General features: G+C 67.7%; 16 protein-coding genes. 12 read left to right on the top strand and 4 right to left on the bottom strand.

The window, feature by feature from the left end; genetic code table 11:
* Positions 1 to 104: 104 nt before the first annotated feature.
* From ACFXIV_RS11935 to ACFXIV_RS11915, 5 genes are all read left to right on the top strand, one after another.
* Positions 105 to 458 carry a hypothetical protein gene (locus ACFXIV_RS11935; protein ID WP_379404177.1) on the top strand — a complete coding sequence of 118 codons (354 nt, stop codon included), beginning with the start codon at positions 105 to 107 and terminating at the stop codon, positions 456 to 458.
* Between the two features lie 105 nt (positions 459 to 563).
* Positions 564 to 1,367 carry an ABC transporter ATP-binding protein gene (locus ACFXIV_RS11930; RefSeq protein WP_379404178.1) on the top strand — a complete coding sequence of 268 codons (804 nt, stop codon included), beginning with the start codon at positions 564 to 566 and terminating at the stop codon, positions 1,365 to 1,367.
* Between the two features lie 11 nt (positions 1,368 to 1,378).
* Positions 1,379 to 2,140 carry an ABC transporter permease gene (locus ACFXIV_RS11925; protein WP_379404179.1) on the top strand — a complete coding sequence of 254 codons (762 nt, stop codon included), beginning with the start codon at positions 1,379 to 1,381 and terminating at the stop codon, positions 2,138 to 2,140.
* 47 nt (positions 2,141 to 2,187) lie between these two features.
* The gene (locus tag ACFXIV_RS11920) at positions 2,188 to 2,982 is read left to right on the top strand and encodes an ABC transporter permease (protein WP_379404200.1); all 795 of its coding nucleotides are present in this window, start codon (positions 2,188 to 2,190) and stop codon (positions 2,980 to 2,982) included.
* Positions 2,983 to 3,061: 79 nt separating this feature from the next.
* Complete coding sequence (locus tag ACFXIV_RS11915; RefSeq protein WP_379404180.1) at positions 3,062 to 4,159, top strand: ABC transporter substrate-binding protein; 1,098 nt, start codon at positions 3,062 to 3,064, stop codon at positions 4,157 to 4,159.
* A 20-nt stretch (positions 4,160 to 4,179) separates the two neighbouring features.
* Here the strand turns inward: ACFXIV_RS11915 and ACFXIV_RS11910 are convergent, their stop codons facing one another.
* The 4 genes from ACFXIV_RS11910 to ACFXIV_RS11895 all read right to left on the bottom strand — a co-directional run bounded on the left by ACFXIV_RS11910 (position 4,180) and on the right by ACFXIV_RS11895 (position 7,192).
* A complete protein-coding gene (locus tag ACFXIV_RS11910) occupies positions 4,180 to 5,205 on the bottom strand; it encodes an XdhC family protein (protein ID WP_379404181.1) in 1,026 nt (341 codons plus the stop codon).
* Positions 5,206 to 5,218: 13 nt separating this feature from the next.
* Positions 5,219 to 5,887: an NTP transferase domain-containing protein gene (locus ACFXIV_RS11905; RefSeq protein ID WP_379404182.1), complete on the bottom strand. Its 669-nt coding sequence runs from the start codon at positions 5,885 to 5,887 to the stop codon at positions 5,219 to 5,221.
* A gap of 96 nt (positions 5,888 to 5,983) precedes the next feature.
* Positions 5,984 to 6,574: a hypothetical protein gene (locus ACFXIV_RS11900; RefSeq protein ID WP_379404183.1), complete on the bottom strand. Its 591-nt coding sequence runs from the start codon at positions 6,572 to 6,574 to the stop codon at positions 5,984 to 5,986.
* A gap of 141 nt (positions 6,575 to 6,715) precedes the next feature.
* The gene (locus ACFXIV_RS11895; protein ID WP_379404184.1) at positions 6,716 to 7,192 is read right to left on the bottom strand and encodes a DUF1772 domain-containing protein; all 477 of its coding nucleotides are present in this window, start codon (positions 7,190 to 7,192) and stop codon (positions 6,716 to 6,718) included.
* 529 nt (positions 7,193 to 7,721) lie between these two features.
* Here ACFXIV_RS11895 and aceA point away from each other — a divergent pair.
* The 7 genes from aceA (at position 7,722) to ACFXIV_RS11860 (ending at position 14,725) form a co-directional block, all read left to right on the top strand.
* The gene (gene aceA / locus ACFXIV_RS11890; protein WP_379389181.1) at positions 7,722 to 9,011 is read left to right on the top strand and encodes an isocitrate lyase; all 1,290 of its coding nucleotides are present in this window, start codon (positions 7,722 to 7,724) and stop codon (positions 9,009 to 9,011) included.
* A gap of 402 nt (positions 9,012 to 9,413) precedes the next feature.
* Positions 9,414 to 10,301 (top strand): 3-hydroxybutyryl-CoA dehydrogenase, encoded by an 888-nt coding sequence (locus tag ACFXIV_RS11885; RefSeq protein WP_379404185.1) that lies wholly within the window; start codon positions 9,414 to 9,416, stop codon positions 10,299 to 10,301.
* 304 nt (positions 10,302 to 10,605) lie between these two features.
* A complete protein-coding gene (metE, locus tag ACFXIV_RS11880; RefSeq protein WP_379404186.1) occupies positions 10,606 to 12,921 on the top strand; it encodes a 5-methyltetrahydropteroyltriglutamate--homocysteine S-methyltransferase in 2,316 nt (771 codons plus the stop codon).
* Positions 12,922 to 13,094: 173 nt separating this feature from the next.
* Positions 13,095 to 13,220 carry a hypothetical protein gene (locus ACFXIV_RS11875; RefSeq protein ID WP_379404187.1) on the top strand — a complete coding sequence of 42 codons (126 nt, stop codon included), beginning with the start codon at positions 13,095 to 13,097 and terminating at the stop codon, positions 13,218 to 13,220.
* A gap of 43 nt (positions 13,221 to 13,263) precedes the next feature.
* Positions 13,264 to 13,968 (top strand): helix-turn-helix transcriptional regulator, encoded by a 705-nt coding sequence (locus tag ACFXIV_RS11870; RefSeq protein WP_379404188.1) that lies wholly within the window; start codon positions 13,264 to 13,266, stop codon positions 13,966 to 13,968.
* A gap of 108 nt (positions 13,969 to 14,076) precedes the next feature.
* On the top strand, positions 14,077 to 14,457 hold the full coding sequence (locus tag ACFXIV_RS11865) for a VOC family protein (protein ID WP_354847054.1): 381 nt from the start codon (positions 14,077 to 14,079) through the stop codon (positions 14,455 to 14,457).
* 76 nt (positions 14,458 to 14,533) lie between these two features.
* Positions 14,534 to 14,725, top strand: a complete 192-nt coding sequence (locus ACFXIV_RS11860) for an antitoxin (RefSeq protein ID WP_379404189.1) — start codon at positions 14,534 to 14,536, stop codon at positions 14,723 to 14,725.
* The last annotated feature ends 102 nt before the right edge of the window (positions 14,726 to 14,827 follow it).

Genomic DNA, 14,827 nt, shown 5'->3' with positions numbered 1-14,827 from the left:
CGGCGTGGTGGCGGAGACCGGGGATTGTCCCGGGTTAGGTTGGGGGAGTGTCGGACCTAGGAACTCAACCCGATCGGGGGTCGGGTGTGGACGACAGTTATCGAATGCCCCGGGCGTTGCGTGCGGCGCAGGTGCTCGCTCTGGGAATCGCTGGGCTGGGCGCGATCTGCGTGGCCTCCTCGGGGTGGCTGCTGGGAGCCAAGGCCGCGATCGGGACCGCGGTGCCGTTCATCCCGGCGTTCCTGCTCGGTCTGGTCGCGCTGACATTCAACTCCGAGGGGCAGTCGGTGCGCATCGGGGCGATTCTGGTGGCGGTCATGAACATGCTGTGGACGGTGCCGTCGATCACCGAGGGGCGGCCGCCGGGTCCGCTGGGTCCGCTGGTCTCGCTGGCGGTGATCGTGCTGCTGTTCCGCCGGGAGGCGCGCGACTGGTTCGAACCCCCGGCCTGGTGGTGAAACCCAACTCTCGGGCAGATTTCGCAGCTCGCTGCGTAACAAATAGGTCATCTCGTCCGTTCATTTGCAATCTGCGTGCAATTCCCGGCACTTACCGTTGGCGCTATGAGTTCGGAAGCCGCCGCGGGGACGGGCATTCACATCAGCGGGCTGAGCAAGACCTTCCGCTCCGGGCGGCGAGTGGTGCCGGCCCTGGACACGGTGGATCTGCATACCGCGCAGGGCGCGTTCCTGTCGCTGCTGGGGCCCTCCGGGTGCGGGAAGTCCACCATCCTGCGGATTCTCGCGGATCTGGAGTCGCCCTCGGCGGGGACCGCGAAGATCAATGGTGAGACCCCGGCCGAGCTGCGCAGGCGGCACGAGTTCGGGATCGCGTTCCAGGATTCGGCGCTGTTGCCCTGGCGCAGTGTGGAATCCAATATCAAGCTGCCGCTGCAGGTGGCGGGGCTGCCCGCGGACCGGGAGCTGGTCGCGGATCTGATCCGGCTGGTCGGCCTGGAGGGCTTCGAGAAGGCCAAGCCCGCGCAGCTGTCCGGCGGTATGCGGCAACGGGTTTCGATCGCCCGCGCGCTGGTGGTCCGGCCGACGGTGCTGCTGCTGGACGAACCCTTCGGCGCGCTCGACGATATGACCCGGCAGCGGCTGAACCTGGAACTGCTGCGCATCTGGACCGAGAAGCCCACCACCACACTGATGGTCACGCACGGCATCGCCGAGGCGGTCTTCCTCTCCGACGTGGTGGCGGTCATGAGCCCGCGGCCCGGGCGGGTGGTGGAGGTCGTGAACATCGACCTGCCGCGGCCCCGCACACCGGAGATGATGCGCACGCCCGAATTCCACAAGCTGCACGACTATCTGTCGGAGCTGCTGTTCGGGCGCACCGGCCGGGGCGGGGTGGCGTCGGAATGAACTGGGGCGCAATGAGAGAGAGTCTGCGGATAACCAGGCTGGGCGGTCTGGCGGGCATGCTCGCGCTGCTGGCGGTGTGGACCCTGCTCGCCGAACTGCGCGTCGCGGGCGGCACCGTCCCGAGCCCGTGGACCGTGCTGCACACCATGTACACCGACGGCTGGGCGCTGTACGGACCCAACTTCCGGATCACGGCCTGGGGTGCGCTGCAAGGGTTTCTGTGGGGCAATGCGCTGGCCATCGCGTTGGCGGTGCTGGTGGTGCTGATTCCGCCGATCGAAATGCTGGTCACCCAGCTGGCCATCCTGAGCTACTGCACGCCGCTGCTGGCGCTGGGGCCGATCATCCTGGTGGTGTTCGGCGGGCGCACGCCGACGGTGTTCCTGGCGGCCATGTACTGCTTCTTCACCACCATGGTCGGCACCGTATCCGGATTGCGGTCCGCGGATCGCACCAGCCTGGATCTGGTGCGCGCCTACGGCGGCGGCCGCTGGCAGCGCCTGACCCGGGTGCAGCTGATCGCGGCCCTGCCGAATACCTTGGCCGCCTTGAAGATTGCCGCCCCCTCTGCGGTACTGGGCGCGATCATCGGCGAGTACCTGGGCGGCGTGGACAGCGGCATCGGGGTGGCCCTGACGGCCGCGCAGACCGCCTACAACGTGCCGCGCACCTGGGGCATGGCGCTGGCCGCGGCCGCGCTGGCAGGGCTCGGCTACGCGATCGTGGCGCTGGTGGCGCGGGTGGCGGTGCCGTGGACGCGAGCGGAGGCATGATGACCGACAAGGTCGTGAACCCGGCGGCGGGCCGAGCCGCGCAGCTGCTGAACCTGCTGCGGCCGATCGGGAGATTCCTGCTGCCACTACTGGTTTCGCTGATTCTGCTGATGGCGCTGTGGTACGGCTTCCTGAAGCTGTATCCGCAGGTCGGGCTGGTCGGCAAGAGCCCCGGGGACGTGTGGAAGTACCTGGTGACCGGACCGACCTCGGCGGGCGCCCGTCAGGTGATCTTCGACGAAATGCGAATCACCCTGCGGGACGCGGTGATCGGCTTCGGCGCGGGCATGGGCGCTGCGCTGGTGGTGGCGGCGCTGTTCATCGGCGTTCCCGCGGTGGCGCAGGCGTTCATGCCGGTGGCGATGCTGCTGCGATCGGTCCCGCTGGTGGCCATCACCCCGATCATCGTGCTGGTGTTCGGGCGTGGGCTGCTCGGCGTCACCGTGATGGCCGCCATCGTGGTGTTCTTCCCGGCCCTGGTGATGATCATGACCGGCTTGCGGTCCGCGCCCCGGCAGGCCACGGAACTGGTACTGGCCTACGGGGGTTCGAACTGGACGGCCATGCGCATGGTGGCGGTCCCGGCCGCACTGCCCGCGGTGTTCGCGGCCGCCCGGGTCTCGGTGCCGGGCGCGCTGATCGGTGCGCTGCTCGGCGAATGGCTGGGCAGCGGAACCGGTTTGGGCGCGGGGCTGATCCGCGCCATCCCCACCTTCCAGTACAACCGGCTGTGGGCGTCGATCGCGCTGGTCACGCTGGTGTCGGTGTTCGCCTACGCGGTGGTGGGCGTGCTGGAAAACCTGGTGCTGGCGCGGTTCTCGCCGGAACGGAGCCGGGAATGAGCACACGAGTTAACGCGGCGCACACAAATACCTGCGGAAAAGCAAAAAATCGGAAATCGAAACGGCTTACATTCGCGGCATGAGTGGTGTGCTCCGGCCGGATTCGGCCTCGCAGTTGTCCATGGGTCGGCGATCCTTCCTCCGCTACACCGGATTGACCGGTGCGGCGGTGGGCGGGGCCGGATTGCTGGCCGCGTGCGGTAAGGATTCCTCGGGCTCCGGCAATGGCTCGGTCGCCGACGGTTCCAAGTACGGGACGGTGGCCGTGCAGCTGTCCTGGTTGAAGAACATCGAATTCGCCGGTGAGTACTTCGCCGATTCCAAGGGCTATTACAAGGACGCCGGATTCGGGTCGGTGAATCTGATCGCGGGCGGCGCGGCCAGCACCTCGGTGGAGGCGGGGCTGGGCACCGGCAAGATCTGGATCGGCATGTCCGCGCCACAGACCACCGCGCCCGCGATTCTGGAGGGCCTGTCCGCCAAGATCGTCGGCACCACGTATCAGAAGAATCCCTTCTGCATCGTGAGCTCCGGCAAGACCCCGATCCTCGATCCGCAGGCCATGAAGGGGCGCAAGATCGGTGTGCAGGACACCAATCAGCTCATCTTCAACGCCCTGCTGACCGCCAATGGCATGTCGCCCTCCGACGTCACCATCGTGCCCGCGCAATACGATCCGACGCCGCTGGCCAACGGTGAGGTGGACGGCTGGGTCAGCTATGCGACGAATGAGCCGATCACCCTGGCCACCAAGGGGTTCCAGAACTTCAACTTCCTGTTCGCCGACTTCGGGCTGCCGCTGGTCGCGGAGACGCTGACGGTGAGCCAGCAGACCATCGACAAGGAGCGCGACAAGCTCAAGGCGTTCCTGACGGCGGAGATCAAGGGCTGGAAGGACGCCGTCGCCAACCCGGGCGAGGCGGCGCGGCTGGCCGTCGAGGTGTACGGCAAGGATCAGCGCCTGGAGCTGCGTGAGCAGACCATGGAGGCGCAGGCGCAGAACGGGCTGGTCGAATCGGCCGACTCCAAGGCCAACGGGCTGTTCACCATGACCGACGCATTGATCGAACAGAACATCGCGGCGCTGGCCAAGGCCAAGATCGATATCAAGGCGGACAAGCTGTTCGACCTCTCGGTGCTCAAAGAGGTCTTCGCCGAGCACCCCGAATTGAAGTAGCTCAGCGCATCAGTGCCGAGTCAGCGCACCAGCTGCACGTGCCGGCGGCCCCCGCCGGAGGAGGCGGACAGCGGTTCGCCGGAGGTGCCGTTGCGGACCGCCAGCAGTTCGGCGGTGATCGACACGGCGGTCTCGGCGGGGGTGCGGGCGCCCACGTCGAGACCGGCGGGAGAGTGCAGGCGGGACAGGGTCTCGTCGGTGAAGCCGCCCGCCTGCAGGGCCTCCAGCCGATGTCCGTGCGATGCCGGGGTGCCCAGGGCGGCCAGGTACCCCAGCTCGGGTAGTCGCAAAGCCACGGTGAGCAAAGGGATTTCGAACTTCGGGTCGTGCGAGAGCACCACCATGGCGGTGTCGGCGCCGATCTCACCGGCCGAGGCGAGGGTGTTGAGGTAGCGGTGCGGCCAGTCGACCACCACCTCGCAGCCCGGGTAAGCGGTCGGATTGGCGAAGGTGGGGCGGGCGTCCACGATGGTGATCCGGTAGCCGAGCAGCCGGGCCTGGGTGGCCAGCGCGCTCGCGAAAGCGTTGGCCCCCACCAGGATCAGGTGCGGCGGGCGGGCGAACGAGGACACGAAGACATCGGAGTCGGGGAGCGAGACCAGCTCGGTGCCGTGCTTGCGGTCGGTGATGAGGTGCTGGCCGATCACATCCGGGTCCGAATGCCAGACCACGGTGAAGACGGTGACCTGCCGCTGGGCCGCCATATCGGCGGCCACATCCGGGAATTCGGGAAAGTGCCTGCGCGAGAAGGGTTCGGTGAACACGTCCAGGGTGCCGACGCAGTCCATCTGCGCGTCGAGCCCGCTGCCCGGTCCGAATCGCTGCAGCCCGCGCCGTCCGGTGTGCGCCGAGTCGATGGCGGCCTCGTAGGCGGCGGCCTCGGCGCAGCCCGCCGAGATCGATCCGAAGGCCCGCCCGTCGGCGTCCACCACCATGGCCGACCCGATCGGCACGGGTGTAGCGCCTTGTGTCCGAACCAGAGTGGCCAGCCCCCCGGTGCGCCCGCTGTGCCAAATTCGAAGAAGGTCGTCGACGATTTCCCGCATCACATGCTCCCGATCACAGTGCGGTGTCCGCCGGATAATCCCGATCGATCCCCGTTGCGAGGTCATCGCACGTGACGCACACCATATCCGCTCGTTGTCGTAAATAAGTGCCCGCCCCCGAATTTCCCTCCGCGCTCGCGCACACCCCCGCCCAGTGCGCCCGCCCCAGCACCACCGGATGCCCGGGCGTGGTCCCGAAGAACGCCCGCGCCAACCGGCTCTCGCTCGCCCGCGCCGCCGCGATCACCCGCTCGACCACCGCGGGCCCGACGTCCGGCGTATCCACCGGCATGATCGCGACCAATTCCGCGGGCGCTGTGCTGTGATTCGTCGGTGCCGCCGTGGCACGCCCGGTGCTGCTGAGGCCCGGTGCCGCAGCCGCAGCCAGACCCGCGCGGGTGGAGGCGCTCAGGCCGAGGTCCCAGTCCGCTGCCCAGACCGGGTGGACTCCCTCCGGCAGGGCGATGCCCGAGGTTTGCGATACCTGCCACTCGCCACCCGGCGCGCGGTGGGCGGGCCCGGTTGCCCCCAGTACCACGAAGATTCGCGCGCACCCGCCGTCCCGCAGCGCCGCCACCGCCCCGCGCAGCCAGCGACCGTCCTCGGCCAGCACTTTCGGCATGCCATATCGCCGACCGGCACCGGCCGCGAGCAGAATTCCATCGCAGCGTTCGGGACTCACGCGAGCAGGGTAGTCCCGCTCGCGCACCTTCGCTGACCAAGCGACCATCAGGGATTGCCTGACCGGCCGCACCCCGGCAACCGCCAGCGCGCCGCCTCAGCTACCGAGGGCGGTCAGGGTCTGCTGGACCTCGAGCAGGTGGCCGAGCCCGAAGTGGGCGTCGCATTCGGTGGCGCGGTCCCAGATGGCGTGATTGATCCCGCCCGCGAGCTCGAACATGCTGCGGCTCTCGGCGAAGTAGCCGAGCGTCGCGAGCTGGCTCGCCAGCAGATCCGCGAATCGTGCGGTGTCCGAGGTGCGTTCGGCGGTGCGGGCGCACGTCGGCATGGTCTCGAGCCGCTCCTCGAGCCACAGCCTGGACTGCATGACGGCCATGCTCGGATTGCGTGCGTCCGGACCGGCGTGGTGCGGCACGGTGTCGAAGGGGCGCGGCTTTCCGATGCCGTTCGCGGTCTCCAGGTACCGCCGCAACAGCCGGCCCAGGGCCGCGCCGCGCTCGCCCGGTCGGCTCTCGGCATCCGCGCGGCACCGGGAATAGAGGTGCAGCAGATTGTGCATCCGATAGCGCTGATGGCCCGGGCGACTGGTGAGCTGATCGATCATGCCGTCCTCGAAGACCCGCTGCAGCAGGCGTTTCGCGGCGGAGTCCTCGGCCTGCGCCATGGCCGCGAAGTCGTCGGCGGACACGGTCGAGCTCGGAAACCAGCCGAGGGGTGCGCGTCGGCGGATCGCCCGGCGACTGTCGCCCGGGCAACAACGAGGCCCCGCACCGAGTTCGGTGCGGGGCCTTCGGGTGCGGGTGGCTCAGAAGAAGCGAGTGCGGGTGGCTCAGAAGAGGGCCAGGGCGGCGAGCAGGCCGGACAGGGCGATGAACTGCAGGGCCACCCGGAGGTTGATGATGCTGTCCCACTTGTCCTGCAGCGCACGGGCATCGGCGGGGATGACCCCGGACTGGGCGGCAGCCTTCTGCGCGGTGTTCACCGGCTTGGCCACCTTCACGTAGAAGGCCAGCCAGGCGACCAGGGCGACCAGCGCGACGGCGGCGGCGACGGCCGCGCCGGTGTGGCCGGAGACCGCGGCGACGATCAGCGTGAGGGCGGCGGTGACGACGCCGCCGGCGCCGAAGATCGGCATGCGCTTGTCGCCGTAGTAGTGGCCCCAGCCGGCGCTGACGGTGACGGAGGCGTCGTCGAGGCGGCGGTAGACGGATCGCGTGATGAGGGCGGCGCACCAGTCGGTGCCGTAGACGACGGCATTGGCGAGGACGGCGAGGGCGGCGAGGAACTGGCCGGTCAGGACGAGCATCAGGGGCCTCTTTCAGCGATGATCTAGCGGTGCTAGGAACTGAAGCAACGATAACAATGCGAAGCTATCTTGTCTAGCGGTGCTAGATCGTGAGATTTCAGTCGACCGAATGGTCCGAAGTGGGCACCCCGGTGGCTCGCCTCACAACCATCAAGATCGGAATGATCTGTGAAGGTGCTCACATCCGGACGGCCATCGGCGCGTCATGCACCGGTGGCCCCCGTCACGCAAACAGTACGGGCGTTATGCAAAACCGCACGTCAGCGCTACCGGCAAGTAGATTTCACCGCTGCTATTCGCAAGCAAATTTTGCAGGCTTAGCAAAATGCTGGTGAAAGCTAGCGGGGATTCACACTTGCAACAGGTAGACGCATATTTTTTCCTGTGCCATCGTGTGGAAGTACACCTCGCGGGCCTAGCAAGTCTGCAAATTGCCCCTCCAGCAGTGGTCGAACATCCTCGCTCCCTCATCCCGAGCTTGGTTCGATCCGCGGGGCTACCGAGACCGAACGAAGAAGTGGAGTCAGAGATGTCGAAGGTCGGCACCCCGAAGACCGCTGCGGAACTTCAGCAGGATTGGGACACCAACCCCCGCTGGAAGGGCGTCACCCGCAACTACACCGCCGATCAGGTTGTGAAGCTGCAGGGCACCGTCGTCGAGGAGCACACCCTCGCCCGCCGCGGTGCCGAGATCCTCTGGGATCTCGTCAACAACGAGGACTACATCAACTCCCTGGGCGCCCTCACCGGTAACCAGGCCGTGCAGCAGGTCCGCGCGGGCCTGAAGGCCATCTACCTGTCGGGTTGGCAGGTCGCCGGTGACGCGAACCTGTCCGGCCACACCTACCCGGACCAGTCGCTGTACCCGGCCAACTCGGTTCCGGCCGTGGTCCGCCGCATCAACAACGCGCTGCTGCGCGCCGACGAGATCGCCAAGGTCGAGGGTGACACCTCGGTCGCCAACTGGCTGGCCCCGATCGTCGCCGACGCCGAGGCCGGCTTCGGTGGCGCGCTGAACGCCTACGAGCTGCAGAAGGCCATGATCGCCTCCGGCGCGGCCGGCGTGCACTGGGAGGACCAGCTGGCCTCCGAGAAGAAGTGTGGCCACCTGGGCGGGAAGGTGCTGATCCCCACCCAGCAGCACATCCGCACCCTGACCTCCGCGCGTCTGGCCGCCGACGTCGCCGACGTGCCGTCGGTGATCATCGCCCGCACCGACGCCGAGGCCGCCACCCTCATCACCTCCGATGTGGACGAGCGCGACCGTGAGTTCCTGGACGGCACCCGTACCGCCGAGGGCTTCTTCGGTACCAAGAACGGCATCGAGCCCTGCATCGCGCGTGCCAAGGCCTACGCCCCCTACGCCGACCTCATCTGGATGGAGACCGGCGTGCCGGACCTCGAGGTCGCGCGCAAGTTCGCCGAGGCCGTCCGTGGCGAGTTCCCGGACCAGCTGCTGGCCTACAACTGCTCGCCGTCCTTCAACTGGAAGGCGCACCTGGACGACGCGACCATCGCGAAGTTCCAGCGTGAGCTCGGCGCCATGGGCTTCAAGTTCCAGTTCATCACCCTGGCCGGCTTCCACTCGCTGAACTACGGCATGTTCGACCTGGCCTACGGCTACGCCCGCGAGGGCATGACCGCCTTCGTCGACCTGCAGGAGCGCGAGTTCAAGGCCGCCGCCGAGCGTGGCTTCACCGCCGTCAAGCACCAGCGTGAGGTCGGCGCCGGCTACTTCGACACCATCGCCACCACCGTTGACCCCAACACCAGCACCGCTGCGCTGAAGGGCTCGACCGAAGAGGGCCAGTTCCACTGAGCCACAACAGGTTCTGAGGACCTGTACCCGGGGCGGTAGTCGCATCACAACCTCCGCCGCCCCGGGAACCTCGAACCCGCCGGGAGAGATGGCAAGCCTCTCCCGGCGGTGTTCACCCGCCCTTCCCGTCGACAGCCCCGGCGGGGAGGGCATCTTCCTATAGCGTTTTTTGCAAAGACCTTAAGAAGGCGCAGGGTCGAAAAAGTTAGTCCGACGCCTTCACCCACAGCCACGACGGCCGACTGGCGGCGTTCGATACGAGACAACTGGTTTCGTACCGGTAGGGGTAACTCACCGGGTACGACCGAAATCGGTTCGGCACTCGACGCAAGCACGGATGCAGAAGTGGCAACGGCACTCAGCCGCCCGCAAAAGTTGCGGGCAGGCGGAACGGAGCGGGACGTGAGCAGCGAAAAGATTCAGCGCGTCGGCATTATCGGCGCCGGACAGATGGGCGCGGGTATCGCAGAAGTCTGCGCCCGGGCACATGTCGATGTCCTCGTCTTCGAGCAGACCCGGGAACTCGCCGCCGCCGGCCGGGCCCGCATTCTGCGGTCGCTGGACCGCGGGGTGTCCAGCGGCAAGATCACCGAGCGCGAGCGGGAGCAGGCCGCCTGGCGGCTGCGCTTCACCTCCGACCTCGGCGACTTCGCCGACCGTCAGCTGGTCGTCGAGGCGGTCGTGGAGAACGAGGACGTGAAGACCGCCATCTTCGCCGAACTCGACAAGGTCGTCACCGATCCGAACGCGGTGCTGGCCTCGAACACCTCCTCCATTCCGATCATGAAGATCGCCGTGGCGACCAACAACCCGGAGCGGGTGGTCGGCATGCACTTCTTCAACCCGGTGCCGGTGCTGCCGCTCGTCGAGCTGGTCACCACCCTCAAGACCACCGAGACCGTCACCAAGCGCGCCGAGCAGTTCGCCGCCGACATCCTGGGCAAGCAGGTCGTGCGCTCCGCCGACCGCTCCGGCTTCGTGGTGAACGCGCTGCTGGTGCCCTACCTGCTCTCCGCCATCCGCATGGTCGAATCCGGTTTCGCCACCAAGGAAGACGTCGACAAGGCCATGGTGCTGGGCTGTGCCCACCCGATGGGCCCGCTGGCGCTCACCGACCTGGTCGGCCTCGACACCGTGAAGTCCATCGCCGACTCCATGTACGCGGAGTTCAAGGAGCCGCTGTACTCCGCGCCGCCGCTGCTCATGCGCATGGTCGAGGCGGGCCTGCTGGGTAAGAAGGCCGGTGCGGGCTTCTACCAGTACAACTCCCCCGCCTCCCCGCGTACTTAGCGGGCTCCCCCGCCTCCCCGCATATTCAGCGGGCGGCTGAGAGCCGTCGGCGTCTCGCACCCGTGCCGGCGGTTGGGTGCCGAACCGATTTCGGTCGTACCCGGCGAGTTACCCCGAACCTTGCGAAATCAGTTGTCGCGTTGGGTCTAGGTGCTCGCCGGGCCTTCGGCCACGGCATTGTGAGGGTGCACACCGTTAATACCCAAGGTGCCACGTCGCCGGGCTTGTGGCGGCGTCCACCTCAACCGGGCATAAGCTGCAAACAGGTCGAGCAGGACCGGCAGCTCGGAAGGAGTGTCCGTTCATGGTCAACGTCAGCGATGGGTTCGGATCGAGCATCCTGGGTTACCCGCGAATCGGAGAGCACCGGCAACTCAAGCGTGCTTTGGAGTCGTATTGGCACGGCACGCTTTCTCGTGACGAACTGCTCGCGGTCGGGCGCGAGATCCAGGAGAGCCAGTATCTGGAGTTGGCCGCCACCGGGTTGACCCAGGTCCCGGGCAACACCTTCTCCTTCTACGACCACATTCTCGACAACGCGCTGCTGTTCGGGGCGGTCCCGCAGCGGTTCGAGCCCTTCCGAGAAGGCTTGGACCCGTTGGACTTCTACTTCCTGATGGCTCGCGGCCGGCCGGATCTGCCGCCGCTGGAGCTGGTGAAGCTGCTGAACACGCCGTACCACTACCGGCAGCCGGAACTCGAGCCCGACACCGAATTCTCGCTGCACCCCGAGGCGCTGCTGGACGAGTTCGATCGCGCCAAATCGGCCGGTATCGAGCTGCGGCCGGTGATCCTCGGACCGCTGTCGCTGCTGCTGCTGTCCAAGACCGGCCATGTTCCCGGCGAGACCGAATTCGACAAGCTGGTGCTGCTGGACAAGCTGCTGCCGGTGTACGAGGAACTGTTCGAGATCCTCGCCAAGCGCGGCGCCACCTGCGTGCAGCTGGACGAGCCGTGCTTCACCAGCGACCGTTCGCCGTCCACGATGGAACTGTTCGAGAAGACCTACCAGCGCCTGTCCAAGGCCCCGCTGCGCCCGCGCATGCTGGTCACCGGGCAGTACGGCGATTTCGGTGCGGCCATCGAAATCCTGTGCCGCACTTCGGTGGAGGCCATCGGTCTCGACCTGGCCAGCTACCGGGTCGTGCCGGAGGAACTGGCCAAGATCCCCGGCATCAAGCGCAAGCGGCTCTACGCCGGTGTCATCAGCGGCACCAATGTGTGGCGTGCCGACCGGTTCGTGACGCTGGAATACCTCAACGCCCTCGCCCAGGTCTGCCCCGACATGGTGGTCTCCACCGGCGCCACGCTGCTGCACGTGCCCTACGACGTGCTCGTCGAATACGAGCTCGAGGGCCCCGTCGCCGACCGCCTCGCCTTCGCCAAACAGAAGGTGCTGGAAGTGGTTTCGCTGGCCAAGGCGCTCACCGCGGGCCCCTCGGAGAAGTGGCGCCGGAAGCCGACCTCGGTGCACTTCAAGCAGAAGCACGCGGTGCGCCAGCGCGTCTACGCCGTCACCCCGCAGATGCGGGTCCGCGAGCCTTACGAGACGCGAAAGGTCGCGCAGCAGGCCAAGCTTCGGCTGCCGGTGGTGCCCGCCACCACGCTGGGCTCGTTCCCGCAGACCGACACGGCCCGGCAGGCGCGCCACGACCTCGGTCAGGGCCGGCTGTCCTACGAGGAGTACCGCAAGCGCATCGAAGCCGAGATCGAGTCCACCATCCGGCTGCAGGAGGACATCGGCCTCGACGTGCTGGTGCACGGCGAGCACGAGCGCAACGACATGATCCAGTACTTCGCGGAGCTGCTGGACGGCTTCGCCACCACCCACTTCGGCTGGGTGCAGGTGTACGGATCCCGGTGCGTGCGACCGCCGATCGTGTACGGCGACGTGTCGCGCCCCGAGCCCATGTCGGTGTCGTGGACCGCGTACGCCCAGTCCCTCACCGGCAAACCGGTCAAGGGCATGGTCACCGGTCCGGTCACCATGCTGGCCCGCTCCTTCGTGCGCCAGGATCAGCCGCTCTACGAGACCGCCGACCAGGTGGCGCTGGCCATCCGCGACGAGGTGGTGGATCTGGAGAAGGCGGGCATCGCCATCATCCAGGTGGACGAGCCGTCCATCCGCGAGCTGCTCCCGCTGCGCAAGAAGGGCCAGGCCGAATACCTGCGCTGGGCCGTCGGCGCGTTCAAGCTGGCCACCTCCGGCGTCGCTCCGGAAACCCAGATCCACACGCACATCGGCTATTCCAGCCGCGGTGACGTGGTGGCGGCCATCGAGGAACTCGACGCGGACGTCACCGCCATCGTCGCCACCCGCTCCATCGAGTGGGTGCTGGAGGCGCTGAAGGAGGACTGCGCCGAAGGCCGCGGTCTCACCCACGGCGTCGGCCCCGGTGTGTACGAGTCCCGTTCCGCCCGGATCCCGGACATCGACGAGCTGGACGAATTGCTCACCGCCGCAGCGGAAGCGGTCACCCCGGAACGCCTGTGGGCCAATCCGGACGGCGGCCTGAAGACCCGCCACCACTGGCAGCTCGACCCGTCCCTGCGCAATATGGTCGCCGCGGCCCGCCGCGTTCGCCGCCGCGCGGAGGCCGCCGCGGGCGAAACCGCCTGAGGCGGTAGCGAAGCCGCTGAGGCAGTAGTGAAGCCGCTGAGGCGGTAGCGCTCACCCCGGAACCCCGGTCCGATCCTCCGATCGGACCGGGGTTCCGTGCGTCCGGCGTCACGAATCGGTCATGAACCGACGATTAGCGTGCGGGACACAGGTTTTCGAGAAAGGCAGTGGGCATGGATCCGACGGGTAAGAGCGATCAGCCGGTGGACGATCCCGAGACCGAGAAGCAGTACAACGACACCTACGACCAGAAGGGGGATCAGGTGCCGCCGGATCCGCCCTGGAAGTCGGGGCGCTGAGCGCCGACCCGGAATTGTCGGTGGGTGCCGCTACGGTGTGGGCGTGAACCGCACGGATCGGCTCTACGCGATTGTCGAGGAGTTGCGGGCAGTGTCCCCGCGGCTGCGGACCGCACGGGAATTGGCCGCGCGGCACGGGGTGAGCGTGCGCACCGTCGAGCGGGACATCAGCGCGCTACAGCAGTCGGGGGTGCCCATCTACGCCGATGTGGGGCGGCGGGGTGGGTACGCGCTGGAGAAGAGCATGTCGCTGCCGCCGCTGAACTTCACCGCGGCCGAGGCGGTGGCGCTGGCGGTCGCCGTGGCCCGCGCCGACGATGGGCCCTTCGCGCTGGCCGGGCGCAGTGCCCTGCGCAAGATCCTGGCCGCCATGTCCCAGCAGAATGCCGACGCGGCACGACAATTGGCGTTGCGGGTACGCCTGCTGGAGTCGCCGGAGACCATCGCGCCGATGCCGATCCCGGCCGAGGTGGAGCAGGCGGTGGTGGCGCGGCGCGTGCTGCGCATCGAATATCTGGATCGCTCGGGGGTGCTCAGCGAGCGCGAGGTGGAGCCGGTGGCGCTGCTGCACGGGACCAACGGCTGGTATCTGCTGGCCTGGTGCCGGCTGCGCGACGAACCGCGCAACTTCCGGCTCGACCGGATGAAGGGCATCGAGCTGACGGAGTGGACCGGGCCGGAGCGGACCATCGACATGTGCCGCCCGGACGAGCCGGTGCACGAGGTGCGGATGATCTCGCTCGGCTAGGCCGGCGAACACCGACAAATAATCCGGAAACACCGACACAGGGTTGTCGCCGGGCCCGGAGATCGTGGTGGGGCAAGGAAATCCACCGTGACTCTTCGGGAGACAGAGATGACCACTCCGCCCTTCAACACCGTCGCCTGGTTCCAGGTCGGCAGCAATGAGCCCGAACAGGTGAAGGCCTTCTACCGGGAACTGTTCGGCTGGAACTTCGCTCCGGACCCGGACGAAGACGGCAAGTACGACATCGTCACCTATCCGGGCAACGAGATGCCCGCGGGCGGTATCGCGCATCAGGACGATGCCTCCGGCAACCACGCCATCTTCTATGTGCTGGTCCAGGACGTGCCAGCGGTACTGGCCGCGGCCGAGCAGGAAGGCGGCAAGGTCTTCCTGCAGCCCGTCACCGCCAAGAACGGCCTGGTCTTCGCCGAGCTGCTCGACACCTCGGGCAACCGCTTCGGCGTCTTCAGCCCGCCGCCCGCGAACTGAGCCCCGCCGATCCCGCCGCGCCGCGGAGATAGCCTGTCACGGAGGTTGATTCGAGACAGGAGTGTGGATCGTGGGCATGTTCGACCAGTTGAAGGATGCGGCGGGTAAGGCGGCGGAGTTGGCGGGTCAGCACGCCGACAAGCTGGAGCCGCTGATCGACAAGGCCGGCGATCTGGTGGACCAGCAGACCGACGGCAAGTTCGCCGGCGCGGTGGACAAGGTGCAGGAGGCCGCCAAGCAGGCCCTGCGCGAGCAGTCGGGACACTAAGCGGCACAGGGTGTTTCGGGGGGGCCGCGGGGGCGGGCGGGGGCACACCCCCCCCGACACACAGTGTGGGCGGGGCTGGCGAAATCGGCGCGCGCCGCGGAG

Source organism: Nocardia sp. NPDC059236 (genome assembly GCF_042754085.1).
Classification (GTDB): Bacteria; Actinomycetota; Actinomycetes; order Mycobacteriales; family Mycobacteriaceae; genus Nocardia.
This window is presented reverse-complemented; position numbering and strand designations above follow the sequence as displayed.